The organism is Microbacterium sp. YJN-G (genome assembly GCF_015040615.1).
Lineage (GTDB): Bacteria > Actinomycetota > Actinomycetes > Actinomycetales > Microbacteriaceae > Microbacterium.
Map to the genome: position 1 here is coordinate 2,205,245 of NZ_CP060402.1, position 17,753 is coordinate 2,222,997.

At 70.4% G+C, this 17,753-nt stretch carries 17 protein-coding genes; 8 read left to right on the top strand and 9 right to left on the bottom strand.

Going from position 1 to position 17,753, the window contains the following annotated elements; translation table 11 throughout:
* The first annotated feature begins 127 nt into the window (after window positions 1-127).
* Genes H7694_RS10620 through H7694_RS10645 form a run of 6 tightly spaced genes read left to right on the top strand, consistent with a single transcriptional unit; the run spans window position 128 to window position 6,438 of the window.
* Entirely contained in the window at window positions 128-451 is a 324-nt protein-coding gene (locus H7694_RS10620; RefSeq protein WP_193596479.1) for a PTS sugar transporter subunit IIB, read from the top strand.
* Entirely contained in the window at window positions 448-726 is a 279-nt protein-coding gene (locus H7694_RS10625; protein WP_193596480.1) for an HPr family phosphocarrier protein, read from the top strand. The genes H7694_RS10620 and H7694_RS10625 overlap by 4 nt, the downstream gene beginning before the upstream one ends.
* Window positions 723-2,378 (top strand): phosphoenolpyruvate--protein phosphotransferase, encoded by a 1,656-nt coding sequence (gene ptsP, locus H7694_RS10630; protein ID WP_193596481.1) that lies wholly within the window; start codon window positions 723-725, stop codon window positions 2,376-2,378. Before H7694_RS10625 ends, ptsP begins: the two co-directional genes overlap by 4 nt.
* Before the next feature lie 44 nt (window positions 2,379-2,422).
* Window positions 2,423-4,510 (top strand): PTS mannitol transporter subunit IICBA, encoded by a 2,088-nt coding sequence (locus H7694_RS10635; RefSeq protein ID WP_193596482.1) that lies wholly within the window; start codon window positions 2,423-2,425, stop codon window positions 4,508-4,510.
* Window positions 4,507-5,664 carry a mannitol-1-phosphate 5-dehydrogenase gene (locus tag H7694_RS10640; RefSeq protein WP_193596483.1) on the top strand — a complete coding sequence of 386 codons (1,158 nt, stop codon included), beginning with the start codon at window positions 4,507-4,509 and terminating at the stop codon, window positions 5,662-5,664. The genes H7694_RS10635 and H7694_RS10640 overlap by 4 nt, the downstream gene beginning before the upstream one ends.
* A gap of 54 nt (window positions 5,665-5,718) precedes the next feature.
* A complete protein-coding gene (locus H7694_RS10645) occupies window positions 5,719-6,438 on the top strand; it encodes a TSUP family transporter (RefSeq protein ID WP_193596484.1) in 720 nt (239 codons plus the stop codon).
* 8 nt (window positions 6,439-6,446) lie between these two features.
* On the opposite strand, the gene H7694_RS10650 is transcribed toward H7694_RS10645, so the two are convergent.
* From H7694_RS10650 to H7694_RS10690, 9 genes are all read right to left on the bottom strand, one after another.
* Window positions 6,447-7,313, bottom strand: a complete 867-nt coding sequence (locus H7694_RS10650) for a carbohydrate kinase family protein (protein WP_193596485.1) — start codon at window positions 7,311-7,313, stop codon at window positions 6,447-6,449.
* A gap of 10 nt (window positions 7,314-7,323) precedes the next feature.
* Entirely contained in the window at window positions 7,324-8,439 is a 1,116-nt protein-coding gene (locus H7694_RS10655; protein ID WP_193596486.1) for an adenosine deaminase, read from the bottom strand.
* A gap of 17 nt (window positions 8,440-8,456) precedes the next feature.
* Complete coding sequence (locus H7694_RS10660; RefSeq protein ID WP_193596487.1) at window positions 8,457-9,776, bottom strand: thymidine phosphorylase; 1,320 nt, start codon at window positions 9,774-9,776, stop codon at window positions 8,457-8,459.
* The gene (locus H7694_RS10665) at window positions 9,773-10,171 is read right to left on the bottom strand and encodes a cytidine deaminase (protein WP_193596488.1); all 399 of its coding nucleotides are present in this window, start codon (window positions 10,169-10,171) and stop codon (window positions 9,773-9,775) included. Before H7694_RS10665 ends, H7694_RS10660 begins: the two co-directional genes overlap by 4 nt.
* Before the next feature lie 8 nt (window positions 10,172-10,179).
* Window positions 10,180-11,454, bottom strand: coding sequence for an ABC transporter permease (locus H7694_RS10670; RefSeq protein ID WP_193596489.1), 1,275 nt, complete (start codon window positions 11,452-11,454; stop codon window positions 10,180-10,182).
* Entirely contained in the window at window positions 11,451-12,734 is a 1,284-nt protein-coding gene (locus tag H7694_RS10675) for an ABC transporter permease (protein WP_193596490.1), read from the bottom strand. Before H7694_RS10675 ends, H7694_RS10670 begins: the two co-directional genes overlap by 4 nt.
* Window positions 12,731-14,257, bottom strand: coding sequence for an ABC transporter ATP-binding protein (locus tag H7694_RS10680; RefSeq protein WP_193596491.1), 1,527 nt, complete (start codon window positions 14,255-14,257; stop codon window positions 12,731-12,733). The genes H7694_RS10675 and H7694_RS10680 overlap by 4 nt, the downstream gene beginning before the upstream one ends.
* A 96-nt stretch (window positions 14,258-14,353) precedes the next feature.
* Window positions 14,354-15,460, bottom strand: coding sequence for a BMP family lipoprotein (locus H7694_RS10685; RefSeq protein WP_193596492.1), 1,107 nt, complete (start codon window positions 15,458-15,460; stop codon window positions 14,354-14,356).
* A 148-nt stretch (window positions 15,461-15,608) separates the two neighbouring features.
* Window positions 15,609-16,721 carry a mannose-1-phosphate guanylyltransferase gene (locus H7694_RS10690; protein ID WP_193596493.1) on the bottom strand — a complete coding sequence of 371 codons (1,113 nt, stop codon included), beginning with the start codon at window positions 16,719-16,721 and terminating at the stop codon, window positions 15,609-15,611.
* A gap of 151 nt (window positions 16,722-16,872) precedes the next feature.
* Between H7694_RS10690 and sdhC the strand changes: the two genes are divergently transcribed.
* Entirely contained in the window at window positions 16,873-17,307 is a 435-nt protein-coding gene (gene sdhC / locus H7694_RS10695) for a succinate dehydrogenase, cytochrome b556 subunit (RefSeq protein WP_227468071.1), read from the top strand.
* Entirely contained in the window at window positions 17,307-17,750 is a 444-nt protein-coding gene (sdhD, locus tag H7694_RS10700; RefSeq protein ID WP_193596495.1) for a succinate dehydrogenase, hydrophobic membrane anchor protein, read from the top strand. The genes sdhC and sdhD overlap by 1 nt, the downstream gene beginning before the upstream one ends.
* The last annotated feature ends 3 nt before the right edge of the window (window positions 17,751-17,753 follow it).

A 17,753-nucleotide genomic window follows, 5' to 3' on the forward strand; every position in this document is an offset into this window, starting at 1 on the left:
GGTGCTCTCCCATGATGCCAGCCGCGCCACCGGCATGCGCGGAAGGCCACGTTCCGCAGGGGCGGAAGGAACCTTGCTGGAAGGAACCTGTGAGCCGCCGACACACTGAGGGTGGAAAGGAAGATCGATGCGGATTCTCGTGGTGTGCGGCGCCGGGGCGTCGAGCACGTTCGTCGCACAGCGACTCGCCCGCGCGGCGACCCAGGCGGGACTCGCATGGTCCACCGAAGCCGGCACCGAGCACACCGCGCTGTCGGCGGTCGGTGTCGACGTCGTGCTGGTCGGTCCGCATCTCGCGGATCGCGCCGAGAGCATCCGCACCGCCCTCGCCGGGCACTCCCGCGTCATCGGCCTTCCCGACGACGCCTTCGCCGACCTCGACGGCAGCCGCACGCTGCTGCTCGTCCGCGACGCGCTTGCCGCGCCGCACGACCGGAAGGAAATCCCATGACCGCTCTCACCCGCACCGTGCGCGTCGGCTCTTCGCACGGTCTGCACGCCCGCCCCGCCAAGCTCTTCGCGCAGAAGGCGAAGGAAGCCGGCATCCCGGTGACCATCGCCAAGGATGCCGGCAAGGCCGTGAACGCCGCCAGCATCCTCGCTGTCGTCGCCCTCGGGATCGACTTCGGAGATCACGTCGTGCTGAGCGCCGAGGGCGCCAACGCCGAAGCCGTGCTCGACGAGCTGGTCGAGGTGCTCACCACCGATCACGACGAGGACGCATGAGCATCCTGCGCGGGGTCGGGATCGGACAGGGCGTCGCCTCGGGCCCGGTCGTGCGGATGGCCGAGGCGCTGCCCGCCCCGGAGAAGACCGACAGCACCGCCGGAGCGGACGCCGAGCGCGCCCGCGTGCGCGAGGCAGTCGCCGCCGTGGCCGCCGATCTGCAGCAGCGGGCGGACGCCGCGGGCGGCGCGGCGCAGGAGGTGCTCGAAGCCCAGGCGATGATCGCAGAGGACCCGACGCTCATGGACGAGGTCGACGCCCGCATCGACGATGGGGCGACGGCCGAGTGGGCCGTGCACGACGCCTTCGCCGGCTTCCGCGCCACCCTCGAGGCAGTCGGCGGTTACCTCGGCGAGCGCGCCGCCGATCTGGAGGACATCGCCCAGCGGGTTCTCGCGCACCTGAACGGCGTCGCAGCCCCCGGCGTGCCCGACCCCGGTCACCCGTTCGTGCTGGTGGCCCGGGATCTCGCGCCCGCCGACACCGCGCTGCTGAACCTCGAGCAGGTGCTCGCGCTGGTCACCTCCGACGGCGGCCCCACTTCGCACACCGCGATCCTGGCCCGCGAGAAGGGCATCGTCGCCGTGGTCGGCGCCGCCGAGGCCGCCGCACTCGCCAACGGGGCGACCGTCATCGTGGACGCCGCAGCCGGTACGGTCAACGACGCTCCGACCGAGAGCGAGCTGGCTTCGGTCGCGGAGCGGATCGCGGCGCGCGCCGCCGAGGATGCCGCACCCGCGGCGCCCGGGGCCCTCGCGGACGGCACACCGATCAGCCTGCTCGCCAACCTCGGCAAGCCCGGCGACGCGGCGGATGCCGTGGCGCGCGGTGCGGAGGGCGTGGGGCTGTTCCGCACCGAGTTCCTGTTCCTCTCGGCGGCGCAGGCGCCCACCATCGCGCAGCAGCAGGCCGCGTACACCGAGCTGCTCTCGGCATTCGAGGGCAAGAAGGTCGTCGTGCGGCTGCTGGACGCCGGCGCCGACAAGCCACTGGCGTTCCTCAACGACGCGCACGAGGAGAACCCCGCCCTGGGGTTGAGAGGACTGCGCGCGCTGCGCGCCAGCGAGGACATCCTGCGCGAGCAGCTCACCGCCCTCGCACAGGCGGATGCCGCCACCTCGGCCGACCTGTGGGTCATGGCGCCCATGGTCACCACCGTCGAGGAGACCGCGTACTTCACCGCCCTCGCGCGCGAGTTCGGCCTGAAGACGGCCGGGGTGATGGTGGAGGTGCCGGCGAGCGCACTGCTGGCCGACCGGGTGCTCGCGCACGCCGACTTCGCCTCGATCGGCACGAACGACCTGACCCAGTACACGATGGCGGCGGACCGGCTGCTCGGCTCGGTCGCCTCGTTCCAGGACCCGTGGCACCCCGCGGTGCTGCGCCTGGTGCGCGAGGTGGGCGAGGCGGGAGCCCGCACCGGCAAGCCGGTCGGCATCTGCGGCGAGGCCGCCGCCGACCCGCTGCTGGCCGTCGTGCTCGTGGGGCTCGGCGCGACCAGCCTGTCCATGGCACCCGCGGCGCTGGCCGACGTGCGCCGCTCGATCGCGCAGCACACCCTCGACGACGCCAGGCGCATCGCCGCGGCCGCCCTCACCGCCGACGACGCAGCCGGCGCCCGTGCCGCCGCGCAGGCCGCAGCTCCGAACTGAATCCCCTGTCCATCGACGACACCCGAAAAAGAAAGAGAACAATCATGACGACGACGTCAGCACCAGGAGCGGGCCTCGGCAGAGCCCGCGTGCACGTGCAGAGGTTCGGCACGTTCCTCTCCGGCATGATCATGCCGAACATCGCCGCCTTCATCGCCTGGGGCTTCATCACGATGCTCTTCATCTCCGCCGGCTGGCTGGGCGGATGGCATCCCGTCTCCGACCTGCTCGGCGGATTCGGCGACGCAGGCCAGATCAACTGGCCCGGCGCCATGACGGCCCTCGCCCAGGCTGAGGACGGCACGACCTTCCAGCAGTACGTCGGCCTGGTCGGCCCGATGATCACCTACCTGCTTCCGCTGCTCATCGCGAACACCGCCGGCCGGATGGTGTACGGCGAGCGCGGCGGCGTGGTCGCGACGATCGCGACCATGGGCGTGATCGTCGGCACCAGCATCCCGATGTTCCTGGGTGCGATGATCATGGGCCCGTTCGCGGCCTACGTCACCAAGTGGATGGACCGCATCTGGGAGGGCCGGATCAAGCCGGGCTTCGAGATGCTCGTGAACAACTTCTCGGCCGGCATCCTCGGCATGCTGCTCGCCATCCTCGGCTTCTTCGTCTTCGGGCCGCTGATCATCGGCCTGAGCGCCATTCTCGGCGGCGCGGTCGGCTGGCTCGTCTCGCTGCAGCTGCTGCCGATCGCCTCGGTCATCGTCGAGCCGGCCAAGGTGCTGTTCCTGAACAACGCCATCAACCACGGTGTCTTCACCCCGCTCGGCATCGAGCAGGTCACCGAGGCGGGCAAGTCGATCCTGTTCCTCATCGAGGCCAACCCCGGCCCCGGTGTCGGTCTGCTGCTGGCGTTCACCTTCTTCGGTGTCGGCCAGGCCCGCTCGTCCGCTCCGGGCGCCGCGATCATCCAGTTCCTCGGTGGCATCCACGAGATCTACTTCCCGTACGCGCTGAGCAAGCCGGCCACGATCCTCGCCCTGATCGCCGGTGGCGCCACGGGCGTGGCGACCAACATGATCTTCGGCGGTGGCCTGGCCTTCCCCGCAGCCCCCGGAAGCATCATCGCCGTGACGGCTGCCGCGTCGAGCCCCGCCGCGGGCGGCATCGGCAACCTGCTGATCGTGTACCTGTCGGTGGTGCTCGCAGCGACCGTGACCTTCCTGATCACCGCGGTGATCCTGCGCGCCTCGCGCAAGCGCGACCTCGCCGCAGAGGCGGCGGGCGCCGACACCTTCGGCGCGGCGATCTCGCAGACGCAGGCGAACAAGGGCAAGGAGTCCAGCGTGCTGGGCAGCCTGGGCGGCGCGACCGCCGGGGCCGCGACCACCGCGGTCGCGACCGCGCCGATCCGCTCGATCGTGTTCGCGTGCGACGCGGGCATGGGCTCCTCGGCGATGGGCGCGAGCGTGCTGCGCAACAAGATCAAGAGCGCCGGCATCGACGGCATCACGGTCACCAACGCGGCGATCGCGAACCTCGACGGCTCGGCCGACCTGGTCATCACGCAGCAGCAGCTCACCGACCGCGCACGCGCGAAGTCGCCGGGCTCGATGCACCTCTCGGTCGACAACTTCATGAACTCGCCGAAGTACGACGAGGTCGTACAGCTCGTCAGCGCGCAGGCGCAGGCTCCCGCAGGCGCGGCCGACGCCGGCGCCGCTTCCGCCGCGGCCACCGGCAGTGCCGGTGTGCTGACCCTCGACCGGGTGCGCATCCACTCCGGATCCGCCACCCGTGACGAGGCGCTCAAGGAGGCGGCCGACGCGCTCGTCGCGGCAGGCGCGGTCACGCCCGCGTACCTGCAGGCGATGCACGACCGCGAGCAGTCGGTCTCGACATTCATGGGCAACGGCCTGGCCATCCCGCACGGCACCAACGACGCCAAGGATGCCGTGCTCGGCTCGGCGCTGAGCGTGGTGCGCTACGACGGCGGAGTCGACTGGGACGGTGACCGCGCGACCTTCGTGATCGGCATCGCCGGCAAGGACGGCGACCACCTGCAGATCCTGTCGCAGATCGCCGAGCTGTTCTCGGACGAGGACGACGTGGCACGGCTGAACGCCGCCGCCACGCCCGAGGAGCTCTACGAGCTGCTGTCGGCGGTGAACAGGGCATGAAGGCCGTCCACTTCGGCGCCGGCAACATCGGCCGCGGCTTCGTCGGTCTGCTGCTGCACCAGGGCGGCTACGAGCTGGTGTTCTCCGACGTCGCCGCCCCGCTCGTCGACGCGATCAACGCGTCAGACAGCTACACGGTGCACGAGGTGGGCGAAGGCGGCGGCGACACGGTGGTCACCGGGTTCCGGGCGATCAACAGCGCCCAGGACCCGGAGGGCCTGATCGCCGAGATCGCGGATGCCGATGTGGTGACCACTGCGGTCGGACCGACCGTGCTGCGGTTCGTCGCCGCCCCCATCCTCGACGCCCTGCGGCGCCGGGATGCGGGGGCGGCACCGCTGCAGATCATGGCCTGCGAGAACGCGATCGGCGCCACCGATCTGCTCAAGCAGGAGATCATCGACCGCGCCGGCGAGGATTGGGAAGGCCTCGCCGGGCGGGCGGTGTTCGCCAACACCGCCGTCGACCGGATCGTGCCGGGGCAGCCCTCAGGCGCCGGCGTCGACGTCACCGTCGAGCCGTTCTTCGAGTGGGCGATCGAACGAGGGCCGTTCGGCGGGAACCCGCCGCACATCCCCGGCGCTCACTTCGTCGACGACCTGGCGCCGTACATCGAGCGCAAGCTCTTCACGGTGAACACCGGCCACGCCACCACCGCGTACCTGGGCGCCCAGGCCTGCATCGAGCGCATCTCCGACGCACTGGCCGACCAGGCGATCGCCGGCCGGGTCGCGGCGACGCTCGAGGAGACCTCGGCGCTGCTGGCTGCCAAGCACGGCCTCGATCCGCAGGAGCTGGCCGAGTACCGGGCCACGATCCTGCGCCGCTTCGCCAACCCGGCTCTGCCGGACACGGTGTGGCGGGTGGGACGCCAGCCGCTGCGCAAGCTGTCGCGGCATGAGCGCTTCATCGGCCCGGCGGCCGAGGCCGCCGAGCGCGGCCTGTCCGTCGATGCGCTGCTCGTCGCAGTGGGCGCCGCCCTCGCATTCGACGACGCCGAGGACGAGCAGTCCGTCGACCTGCAGCGCCGGCTGCGCACCGACGACCCGGAGGTGCTCGCCGCCGAGGTCACGGGGCTGCCGGCGCAGCATCCGCTGTTCCCGGCCGTCCGCGCGACGTTCGCCGCCCGCGCGGCGGAGGTGGCCGGGTCCTGATCGACTAGGCTCCCTGGGGACCTTCCGACCCGCGGATGGTCTCCAGGGAGCCGGATGCTTGTCGTCACCGCGATCGCGACCGTGATCGCCGCGATCATCCAGCGGGTCACCGGCCTCGCCTTCGTGCTCGTGCTGATCGGCCCGATCGTGCTCGCCTACGGCCCCGTCGAGGGCGTGACGATCGCGGTGTCCCTCGCGGTGGTCGCGTCGCTGTTCGCCGTTCCGGGCGCCTGGCGCGACGTCGACTGGTCGCGCACCCTCTGGCTGCTCGGCGCGGGACTGGCCGCAGCACCGCTCGGCGCGCTGACGGCATCCGCTCTGCCCGAGCCGCTGCTGCTCCTGCTCATCGGGCTGATCGGTGTGATCGCCCTCAGCGCGCAGCGTCTCGGCCCGATCGCACGGCACGTGCGCGGGCGCCCCGGCGCGATCGGCGCCGGCGCCGTGGCCGGGTTCATGCACGCCTCCAGCGGATTGTCGGGGCCTGCACTGGCGTCCTTCGCCCTGGGCGACGACTGGCCGCAGCGCCGGTTCGCGGCAAGCGCGCAGATCGTCTTCCTCGGCTACGGTCTCGTGTCGGTCGCGCTGCGTGGTCTGCCCAGCACGCCCGCGCCCGACCTGCTGATCCTGGCCGCCTGCACCGCCGGAGGGATGCTGCTGGGTGCTCTGGCGGCACGTCGCGTGCCGCTCGTCCTCGCCAGACGGGTCATGCTGCTGTGCGCGTGGGCGGGTGTGATCGTCGTCCTCGGGCGTGCGATCGCGTCGCTGCTCGGCTGAGCGGGAGGTCAGCTCCGCGCCGGATCCAGCACGGGATCGAGGAGCGGATGCAGGTGCCGGGTGGTCAGCACCTGCGAGGCGGCCTGCGCGCCGGCATGCAGCGCGGCGGGCACGGCGGCTCCGCCGAGCACGGCATCCAGAACCCCGGCGAGGAACGCATCGCCGGCGCCGTTGGTGTCGATGACCTCGACCGGCACCGCGGGCACGCGGTGCACGTCGCCGGCGGCATCCACCGCCACCGCGCCGTCGGCGCCGAGCGTGCACACCGCGAGCGAGGCACCGGCGTCGATCCGCGAGCGCAGGAACGCGACCGGATCGGCGAGCTTGTCGGCGTTGCAGAAGACCGCGTCGGCTGCCGCGAGGAACGGACGGTGGAACTCGGCCTCGCCGTCGTAGTCGTGCACGTCGACCCAGATCGGCCGTCCCGTGCTGCGGGCGAGTGGCAGCAGCCGCAGCGGCTCGGCGGCGAGGTCGAGCACCAGCACGTCGGCGGACGCCATCGCCGCGACGAGCTGCTCGTCATGCGCGGCATCCGCTTCCGACGGCGCGGCGAGGTAGAGCGAGACCCGCTCCCCCGCCCGGGTCATGAGGTTCAGGTGCTGCTCGGTCACCGCGGCGTCGCGCCAGCGCGCGTTCACGCCCGCAGCCGCCAGTGCGTCGCGCACCCGCAGCCCCGGCTCGTCGACGGCGCTGAGCGCGTACAGCAGCGTCTCGCGTCTGAGTGCGGTCAGCGTGAGCGCCTTCCCCGCGCTGGTGCCGCCGATGGTCTGCCAGGACTCCTCGGCGAACTGCATGTGCGGCACCGGCTCGGGCAGCCGGTCGAGCACGACCAGCGAGTTCCACGAGGCGGGTCCCGCGATGAACACCGAGCTCATAGTCGGCCGCTCAGCGCTCAAAGCCCTCGCCGATCATCTCCACCAGCTCCTCGCGCTCCTCGACGGGGAGGAAGGCGGCCGAGGCGGCGTTGAACTGGAAGGCCTCGAGGTCGTCGAGGTCGTAGCCGAAGGCATCGACGAGCAGCGCGAGCTCGCGCGTGAGCGAGGTGCCGCTCATCGTGCGGTTGTCGGTGTTGACGGTCACGGCGAAGCCCAGCTGGTAGAGCAGGTCGAAGGGGTGGTCGGCGAGCTCGTCGCCCCACGGCGCGATCGCCGCGGTCTGCACGTTCGAGGACGGCGACATCTCCAGCGGGATCTCGCGGTCGCGCACCCAGCGCGCCAGGTCGCCGAACTGCACCTGCACCTCGTCGCCCTCGCGCTCGATGATCTGCAGGTCCTCGGCGACGCGGACTCCGTGTCCCAGGCGCAGTGCGCGGCCGTCGATGAGCGCGGAGCGCACGGACGCAGGCCCCGCCGCCTCACCGGCGTGCACCGTCACCGGCAGGAACTCGGCGGCCAGGTGGTCGAAGGCGGCGCGGTGGCGGGATGCCGGGTGGCCGTCCTCGGGCCCGGCGATGTCGAACCCGACCACGCCGCGCTCACGATGGGCCACGGCCAGCTTCGCGATCTCGAGCGACCGGTCGGCGTGCCGCATCGCGGAGAGGATCTGGCCGACGCGGATGCTGTAGCCGGCGGCATCCGCCTCATCCTCGCCCTCCTCGATGCCGCGCTGCACGGCGGCCACTGCACGGTCGAGGCTCAGGCCGCCCGCGAGGTGCTGCTCGGGCGCCCAGCGCACCTCGCCGTAGATCACGCCGTCGGCCGCGAGGTCGGCGACGTACTCCCGCGCCACGCGGGTCAGCGCCGCCTCGGTCTGCAGCAGCGGCAGGACCAGGTCGAAGCCGGTCAGGAACTCCACCAGCGATCCGGAGTCGCTGCGGTCGGCGAACCAGCGGCGCAGGCCGGCGGCATCCTGCGCCGGCGTCTCGACGCCCGTGGCGGAGGCGAGTTCGAGGATCGTCTCCGGGCGCAGCCCGCCGTCCAGATGGTCGTGCAGGGAGATCTTCGGCAGGGCGCGCAGCGAGACGCCCTGCACCTTCCTGTCGCCGTTCGGCTCGATGCTCATGGTGTCCTCCGGTGGGGTCAGGCGGTGATGCGCTCGCGCACGATCGGGGGCCGCTGCAGATGGGTTGCTGAGCCTGTCGAAGCATGGCCGACCTCGTAGGCGCCGTCGAGCGCCTGCAGGGCGCGGGCGAAGCGGGCGTCGTCATCGGCCGACAGGGTGAACAGGGTCTGACCCGCGCTCACCCGGGCGCCGGGCTTGACGGCCAGGTCGATGCCGGCGGCGTGGATCACCGGGTCCTGGGCGCGGGCACGGCCGGCGCCCAGGCGCCAGGCCGCGACGCCGAACGGCAGCGCGTCCATCCGCGTGACGACGCCGTCGACCGCCGAGCGGACGACGTGGGTCTCGCGAGCGGTGGGCAGCGGCGCATCGGGGTCGCCGTCCTGCGCGCGGATCATCGCGTTCCAGCGGTCCATGGCGCGACCGTCGTCCAGCGCCGCCTCGACATCGGCATCCGGCTGTCCTGCCAGCGCGAGCATCTCGCGGGCGAGGGCGACCGTCAGCTCGCGCACGTCGCCCGGCCCGCCGCCGGCGAGCACCTCGACCGACTCGCGCACCTCGTTGGCGTTGCCGATCGCAAGACCGAGCGGCACGTTCATGTCGGTCAGCAGCGCGGTGGTCGCCACCCCCGAATCGGTGCCCAGGGCGACCATGGTGCGCGCCAGTTCGCGGGCCCGGTCGATGTCCTGCATGAACGCCCCGTTGCCGAACTTCACATCCAGCACCAGCGCGTCGGTGCCCTCTGCGATCTTCTTCGACATGATGCTCGAGGCGATCAGCGGGATCGCCTCGACCGTGCCTGTCACATCGCGCAGCGCGTAGAGCTTCTTGTCGGCGGGGGCCAGACCCGAGCCTGCGGCGCAGATGACCGCGCCGACCTCGCCCTGCATCTGCGCGAACATCTCGTCGTTCGACAGCGCCGCCCGCCAGCCGGGGATCGACTCGAGCTTGTCGAGCGTGCCGCCCGTGTGGCCCAGGCCCCGGCCGCTCAGCTGCGGCACGGCGACGCCGAAGACGGCGACCAGCGGCGCCAGCGGCAGCGTGATCTTGTCGCCCACGCCGCCCGTGGAGTGCTTGTCGACGGTGCGCTTGCCGAGATCGGCGAAGCTCATCCGCTCCCCCGTCGCGATCATCGCATCCGTCATCACGCGGATCTCGTCGCGCTCCATGCCGCGCTGGAAGATCGCCATCGCGAACGAGGCCATCTGCGCGTCGGAGACGTACCCGCGGGTGTACGCGTCGATCATCCACCGCAACGCCGCCTCGCCGACGGCGCCGCCGTCGCGCTTGGCGCGGATGACGTCGACGGCGTCGAACGGCTCGATCACCGGTGCATTCATCGGGCGTCCTCCAGATCGCGCGGCCCGAACGCGTCGGGCAGCACCTCGTCGATGGTGCGGATGCCCGACACCGTCTCCAGCAGCATCCCCGGGCTGGCGTGCTCGAACAGCAGCTGGCGGCATCGGCCGCAGGGCATGATCGTCTGCCCGTCGCCGTTCACGCAGGTGAAGGCGACCAGGCGCCCGCCACCCGACATGAAAAGATCGCCCACCATGGTGCACTCCGCGCACAGCGTGACCCCGTAGGACGCGTTCTCGATGTTGCAGCCCGAGACCACGCGGCCGTCGTCGACGAGCGCGGCCGCACCCACCCGGTAATGCGAGTACGGCACGTACGCCCGGTGCATCGCCTCCGTGGCGACCTGACGCAGATCGTCCCAGTCGATGTCGGTCATGCTCCTCCTCAGGACTTGATGTAGGGCTGGCCGTCAGCGGCGGGTGCGCGGGACTTGCCCACCAGCCCGGCCACGGCGAAGATCGTCACGACGTACGGCAGCATCAGCATGAACTGGCTCGGCACCGGCGAGCCGATGACACTCAGCACGCCCTGCAGGTTCGTCGCGAAGCCGAACAGCAGCGCTGCCAGGGTCGCCTTGATGGGATCCCACTTGCCGAAGATGACGGCGGCCAGCGCGATGAAGCCCGCGCCTGCGGTCATCTCGGGGTTGAACCGGGGAACCGAGACGAGCGTGTAGAACGCACCGCCCATACCCGCGATGGCACCGGCTATGAGCACGTTCATGTAGCGCGTGCGTGCCACGTTGATGCCGACCGTGTCGGCCGCCTGCGGGTGCTCGCCGACCGCGCGCATGCGCAGACCCCAGCGGGTGCGGTACATGCCGAACCAGACGACGAAGACGACGACGTACATCAGGTACACGACGATCGTCTGGCGGAACAGGATCGGCCCGAGGATCGGGATCTCGCTCAGCAGCGGCAGCGGCAGCACCGGGAACGGGGTGACGGTGTTCATGGTGGCCTGGTTCGGCGCGAGCACCTGGCGGAACAGGAACGTGGTCAGGCCGATCACGAGCACGTTCAGCACGACACCGACGATGACCTGGTCGACGTAGTAGGTGATGGCGAACACGCCCAGCACCAGCGCCACGAGCACGCCCGCTGCCATCGCGGCGATCAGACCGACCCACGGCGACCCGCTCAGCGAGCCGGCGATCGCGGCGGTGAAGGCGCCGGCGAGCAGCTGCGCCTCGATGGCGATGTTCACCACGCCGGCGCGCTCGCCGATCACGCCGCCCAGGGCGCCGAAGATCAGCGGCGTCGCCAGGGCCAGCGCACCACCGAGCAGGCCGACCATCGGCAGGGTGCCGGTGCTCCCGGCAGCCGCCCAGGCGAGGAAGCCGAAGATGACCGCGACGACGAGCACCGCGGTCAGCCACAGCGGAACGGTGCGCCGGCGCGAGACGAGCACGAAGGCGACGGCCGCGATGATCGCACCGATCACGACTGCGGCCCAGGCCGTACCGGTGCCCGGCACGACCAACTCGGGCAGCTGGATCGCGTCGCGGCCCGATGAGAACCGGAAGGTGGCATCGCCCGGACGAGGGACGAGGATCGGCAGCAGCGCGAATAGCACGGTGACGACGGCGAGGATGACCGGGGTCTTCCACGACACGACGGTCACGGCGCGCGGCTGCGCGTCGAGGGCGACGGCGCTCATGCCGACACCTCCTTTCCTTCTGCAGCCGCGGCGCGGCGCTGGGCGGCGCGACGCTGACGGCGCGAGGACGTGCCCGGCTGAGGCAGGCCGAACATGGCACGCACGAGCGGCGGAGCGGCGATGAACAGCACGATCAGCGACTGCACGACGAGCACGATCTCGATCGGCACGCCCTGCGACGCCTGCATCGTGAAGCCGCCGGTCTTGAAGGCGCCGAACAGCAGGCCGGCGCCGAGGATGCCCAGCGGACGGGAGCGGCCGAGCAGGGCGACGGTGATCGCGTCGAACCCGATGCCCGCGTCGATGCCGCCGCTGAAGCCCTTCGGCTCGGTGCCGAGCACCTGGCTGACACCGGCGAGGCCCACGAGGGCGCCGGCGATGACCATGACGAGGAAGTACGACCAGCCCACCGAGATGCCGGCGGTGCGCGCAGCGGCGGGGTTGATGCCCACCGCGCGGAACCGGAATCCGAGGCTCGAGCGCTCCAGGATCATCCAGGTGACGGCGACGGCCACCAGCGCGAGCAGGAAGCCGAGGTGCAGCTTGTACATCGGCCCGGCGATCAGCGGCAGCACCGCCGACTCGGCCATCGGCGCGGTCTTCGGGTTGTTCGAGCCCGGCGCCTGCAGCACGCCCTGCGTGGCGAGCATCCAGGCCAGCAGGTAGACGGCGATGTGGTTGAGCATGATCGTCACGATCACCTCGTGCGCCCCGGTGCGCGCCTTGAGCAGGCCGGCGATGCCGGCCCAGATCGCGCCCGCGACGATTCCCGCGAGGATCGCGGCGATCATGTGCAGCGGGAACGGCAGGTCCCAGGTGGTCGCCACGTATCCCGCGGCGGCGGCCGCCATCAGCATCTGACCCTGACCGCCGATGTTGAACAGGCCCGCCCGGAACGCCAGGCCGACGCCGAGACCGGCCGCGATCAGCGGAGTCGCGAACTTCAGCGTCTCGGTCAGCGGCCGGATGCCGATCGCGAAGGAGTCGGCGTTGAAGTTGTAGATCGAGCCGCGGAACAGCGCGGCGTACGCCCCGCCGACCGCGCTGCCGATGGCCGAGAAGGTGTCACCGGGGCGCTGGAAGAAGTACCCGGCGGCGGCCTGCACGTGGTCGTCGGTCGCGGCGATCATGATCGAGCCGACCAGGATCGCGGCCACGACCGCGAGCAGCGAGATGATCGCGTTCCCGGCGACGATCCGGTGCATCGCCTCGCGCCAGCGCGAGGGCGGCGGCGTCTCGGCACCGCCGCGCGGCGGTGCCTGTGTCTGTGCGGCGGTCATGCCTGCACTCCTTCGTTCACGGCGTCGCCGGTGATTCCTGCCATCATCAGGCCGAGCTTCTCGCGCGGGGTGTCACCGGGCACGATCCCGACGACGCGGCCCCGGTACATCACGAGGATGCGGTCCGCGAGGGCTGCGACCTCGTCGAGCTCGGTGGAGATCACGATCACGGGGATGCCCGAGTCGCGGGTCTCGACGATGCGCTTGTGGATGAACTCGATCGATCCGACGTCGACGCCGCGGGTGGGCTGGGCGGCGACGAACAGCGACAGCTTGCGGCTCAGCTCGCGCGCGAGCACCACCTTCTGCTGGTTGCCGCCCGAGAGGCGCCCGGCGTGCTGGGTGGGCCCCTGCGTGCGGATGTCGAACTCCTGGATCTTCTCGCGCGCGAACTCGTCGAGCGCGCCCAGCTGGAGCATCCCCCCGCGCACGAAGGGCTCACCGCCCGACCGGTCGAGCATGAGGTTCTCGGCGATGGTGAACTCCTTCACCAGCCCGTCGACACCGCGGTCCTCGGGGACGAAGCCGACGCCGGAGTCGAGGATGTCGCGCACCGAGCGGCCGCGCAGCTCCTCGCCGTCGAGGCGGATGCTGCCGCGCACACGGTCCTGCAGGCCGACCAGCGCCTCGGTCAGCTCGGTCTGCCCGTTGCCCTGTACGCCGGCGATGGCGAGCACCTCGCCTCCGCGGACCTCGAAGGAGACGTCGTCGACGAGCACGTTGCCGACTGGGTCGGTGACGGTGAGTCCCTCTACGACGAGGGAGTTCTCCTGCAGGTTCGGCGCCTCCTTGTGCACGGTCAGCTCGACCGCGCGGCCGACCATCAGCGAGGCCAGCTCGGCGTTGCTCGCGGTGGGCGATGCCTCGCCGACCACCTTGCCCAGGCGGATGACGGTGATGCGGTCGGCGACCTCGCGCACCTCGCGCAGCTTGTGCGTGATGAACACGATCGCGGTGCCCTGCGCCTTGAGCAGGCGCATCGTCGCCATCAGCTCGTCGGTCTCCTGCGGGGTGAGCACGGCGGTCGGCTCGTCGAAGACGAGGATGCTGGCGTCGCGCGAGAGCGCCTTGATGATCTCGACGCGCTGCTGCACGCCGACGGGCAGGTCCTCGACGACGGCATCCGGGTCGACGTCGAAGCCGAAGCGGTCGGAGATCTCGCGCACCTTCGCGCGGGCGGAGGCCAGGTCGAGCCGGCCCCCGAAAGTCGTGGTCTCATGCCCGAGCATGACGTTCTCGGCGACGGTGAACACGGGCACGAGCATGAAGTGCTGGTGCACCATGCCGATGCCTGCCGCCATGGCATCCCCGGGGCCGGAGAAGTGCTGCACCTTGTCGTCGATGAGGATCTGCCCCTCATCGGCCTGGTACAGGCCGTACAGCACGTTCATCAGCGTCGACTTGCCGGCTCCGTTCTCGCCAAGCAGGCTGTGGATCTCGCCCGGTTGGACGGTGAGATCGATGTGGTCGTTCGCCGTCAGCGCGCCGAACCTCTTCGTGATGCCGCGCAATTCGAGCTTCATGTGTCGATCCTATTCATCGCGGGTGACGTCGCCCAGACTGCGCCGGGCAGACGACAGCGGGGAGGCCGGTGGCGGCCTCCCCGCTGTGCAGTGACCTCAGTTGCTGAGGTAGGAGGTGACGGTGATGGTGCCGTCGATGATCTCCTGCTTGATCTTGTCGACCTGGCTCATCAGCTCGGCGTCGACCTTGTCCTCGAAGTTGTGCAGCGGCGCGATGCCGACGCCCTCGTTCTCGAGCGTTCCGATGTAGGCGTCACCGCTGAACTCGCCGTCAGCGCTGGACATGACAGCCTCGTACACCGAGATGTCCATCGCCTTGAGCACCGAGGTCAGCACGACATCCTGCGTGGTCGGGTCGGTGTTGTAGAGGTCGGCGTCGACGCCGACCAGCGCGACGTCGCGGCCCGACTCGGTGATCGCCTGCAGAGCCGACTGGTAGATCGGACCGCCGACGGGCATGATGACGTCCACGCCCTGGTCGAGGATGTTCTTGGCGACGGTCTTGGCATCCTGGTTGGCCTCGAAGCCACCCGTGAACGAGCCGGTCTTGCCGTCCCAGCCGATGACCTGCACCGAGGTGCCGTTCTCGCTGTTGTAGTGGTCGACCCCCTGCTTGAAGCCGTCCATGAAGATGGTCACCGTCGGGAACTCCATGCCGCCGAAGGTGCCGACCTTGCCTGCCTCGGAGTAACCCGCCGACAGGTAGCCGGCCAGGAACGCGGCCTCAGCCGTGTTGTACAGCAGCGGCTTGACGTTCTCGGCGTCCTTGTTGCCGTCGAAGTCGTTGTCGGCGGCGTCGTCGACGAGGATGAAGTCGGTGTCGGGGTTGGCGTTGGCCGCATCGACCGTCGCCTGCGACAGCGCGAAGCCGACCGCGACGATCGCATTGCAGCCCTCGGAGACCATGTTGTCGATGTTGGGGCCGTACTCGGTCTCGGCGTTCGACTCGGCCTTCTTGACCTCGACGCCCAGCTCGTCGGCGGCCTTGACGACACCCTCGTAGGAGAGCTGGTTGAACGACTTGTCGTCGAATCCGCCCGCGTCCGAGACGATGCAGGGGATGAAGTCGGAAGCCGCCTCGCCGCCGCCGCCGTTGTTGTCACCGCCGGGTTCGGTGGGGGCCTGGCCGCAGCCGGCCAGGGCGAAGATCACGCCCGCGGCGATCGTTGCGCCGACGAGCTTCTTGGTGGTGGAGATGGTCAACTCATGCCTCCCTCAGCGTGACCGCGGCCATCGCGGATCGATCAAAGTTACCGGTTGTTTCGACGTTTTTGCGTCCTCGTCCAGGCTGTGCTGGGGAAAGGTTACAAAGCCGAAACCAACCCGGCGGATGAGCAGAGGGTAGCGCTCATCAGAGCACGTCGCCCCTGCCGGTGAGCTTGAGCGATTCGACGACGCCCTTCACGCGCTGGGCGTGCTCGACCGTCGTCACCAGCAGCGCGTCCTCGGTGTCGACCACGACGATGTCCTGCACGCCGACCAGGCTGATCACGCGGGAGGTCTGGCTGACGAGGATGCCGCTGGCGGCGTCCGAGAGCACGCGCGCGTTCGGCCCGAGCACCGCGAGGTCGTTCTTGCGTCCGTGGGTGATGAGCTTGGTGAGCGAGGCGAAGTCGCCCACGTCGTCCCAGTCGAAGTGCCCGGGGATCACGGCCAGCCTCCCCCGCGCGGCGGCGGGCTCGGCGACCGCGTAGTCGATCGCGACCTTCTTCAGGTTCGGCCAGATGCGGTCCACGGCCGGGCCCCGCAGGTCGCGGTCGTCCCAGGCCTCGGCGAGTTCGAGCAGCCCCGCGTGCAGCTCGGGCTCGTTCGCCGCCAGCTCGTCGAGCAGCACGCTCGCCTTGGCGATGAACATGCCGGCGTTCCAGAGGTAGTCGCGATCCGCGAGGTACTCGCGTGCGGTCTCGAGGTCGGGCTTTTCGACGAAGCGCTCGACGAGCGTCGCCTCAGGCGCCCCTTCGACCACCAGCTCGCCCGCGCGCTTGATGTAGCCGAAGCCGACCGAGGGCTCGGTCGGCGGGATGCCGATCGTGACGATATAGTCCTGCCGCGCCACCTGCACCGCCTGCTGCACGGCCCATTCGAACACCTGCGTGCCGCGGATGACATGGTCGGCGCTGAACGAGCCGATGATGACGTCAGGGTCGCGACGGTGCAGCACGGCCGCGGCCAGGCCGATCGCCGCGGCCGACTCGCGCGGCTCGGACTCCAGGAAGACATTGGCATCCGTGATGCCGGGCAGCTGCCCCTCGACGGCGGCGCGATGCGCGCGGCCGGTGACGACGGCGATCCGGTCGGCCCCGGTCAGCGGCTCGAGGCGATCCCAGGTGTCGCGCAGCAGCGAGTGGCCGGAGCCGGTCAGGTCGTGCAGGAACTTCGGCGCGTCCGCGCGCGAGAGCGGCCAGAGCCTGCTGCCGATGCCGCCGGCCGGGATCACTGCGTAGAAGTCGTCGATTCGCCCCATGCGCTCCAACCTATCGGCATGCTCGCACCCGCTGCGGACCGCGCTAAGGGTCGCCTTCGTCGCACCCAGCGTTCTGACAGGAATAGGATGGATGAGGTCGGGCGTGCCCGGATGCACGGACCTGACGACGCATAGGAGCAGGGAGGACGACGTGTCCACGAGCACACGCTTGACACCGTCGATTTCGGAGACGACCTCGAAGTCGCCACGTGGCACGCTCTACCGGGGCAGTCATGGGATGTGGTCCTGGGTGCTGCACCGCATCACGGGGGTGGCGATCTTCTTCTTCCTCCTGGTGCACGTGCTCGACACCGCGCTGATCCGCGTCTCGCCCGAGGCGTACGACGCGGTCATCGGCACCTACAAGAACCCGATCATGGCGTTCGGCGAACTCGTGCTGGTCGCCGGCATCGCGTATCACGCGTTCAACGGGCTGCGCATCATCCTGGTCGACTTCTGGTCGAAGGGCGCCAAGTACCAGCGTCAGCTGTTCTGGATCGTGATCGGCGTGTGGGTTGTCGTCATGGCCGGCTTCGCGCCGCGCCACCTGTCGCTCGCATTCGCCGGCTTCGGAGGGGGTCACTGATGTCGACGCAGACCGTCGCACCCGTCGCGCGCCGTCAGCGCGGAGTCAACCTCGAGAAGTGGGGCTGGCTGTTCATGCGCGGCTCGGGCGTGCTGCTCGTCGTGCTGATCTTCGGCCACCTCTTCGTCAACCTCATGCTCGGCGAAGGCGTCCACCAGCTCGACTTCGCGTTCATCGCCGGCAAGTTCGCCAACCCGTTCTGGCAGTGGTGGGACGTGCTGATGCTGTGGCTCGCACTCATCCACGGCGCCAACGGCATGCGCACCATCATCAACGACTACGTCACGACCGAGAAGGCGCGCGTCGTGCTCGTGTGGGCGGTCGGCCTGGCCGCGGCGCTCCTGATCATCCTTGGCACTCTCGTGGTGTTCACGTTCGACCCCTGCGCGGGCGTCCTGGAGGACGGCTCGATGTGGGAGACCTGCCAGGCGCTGGGCAAGTAGACA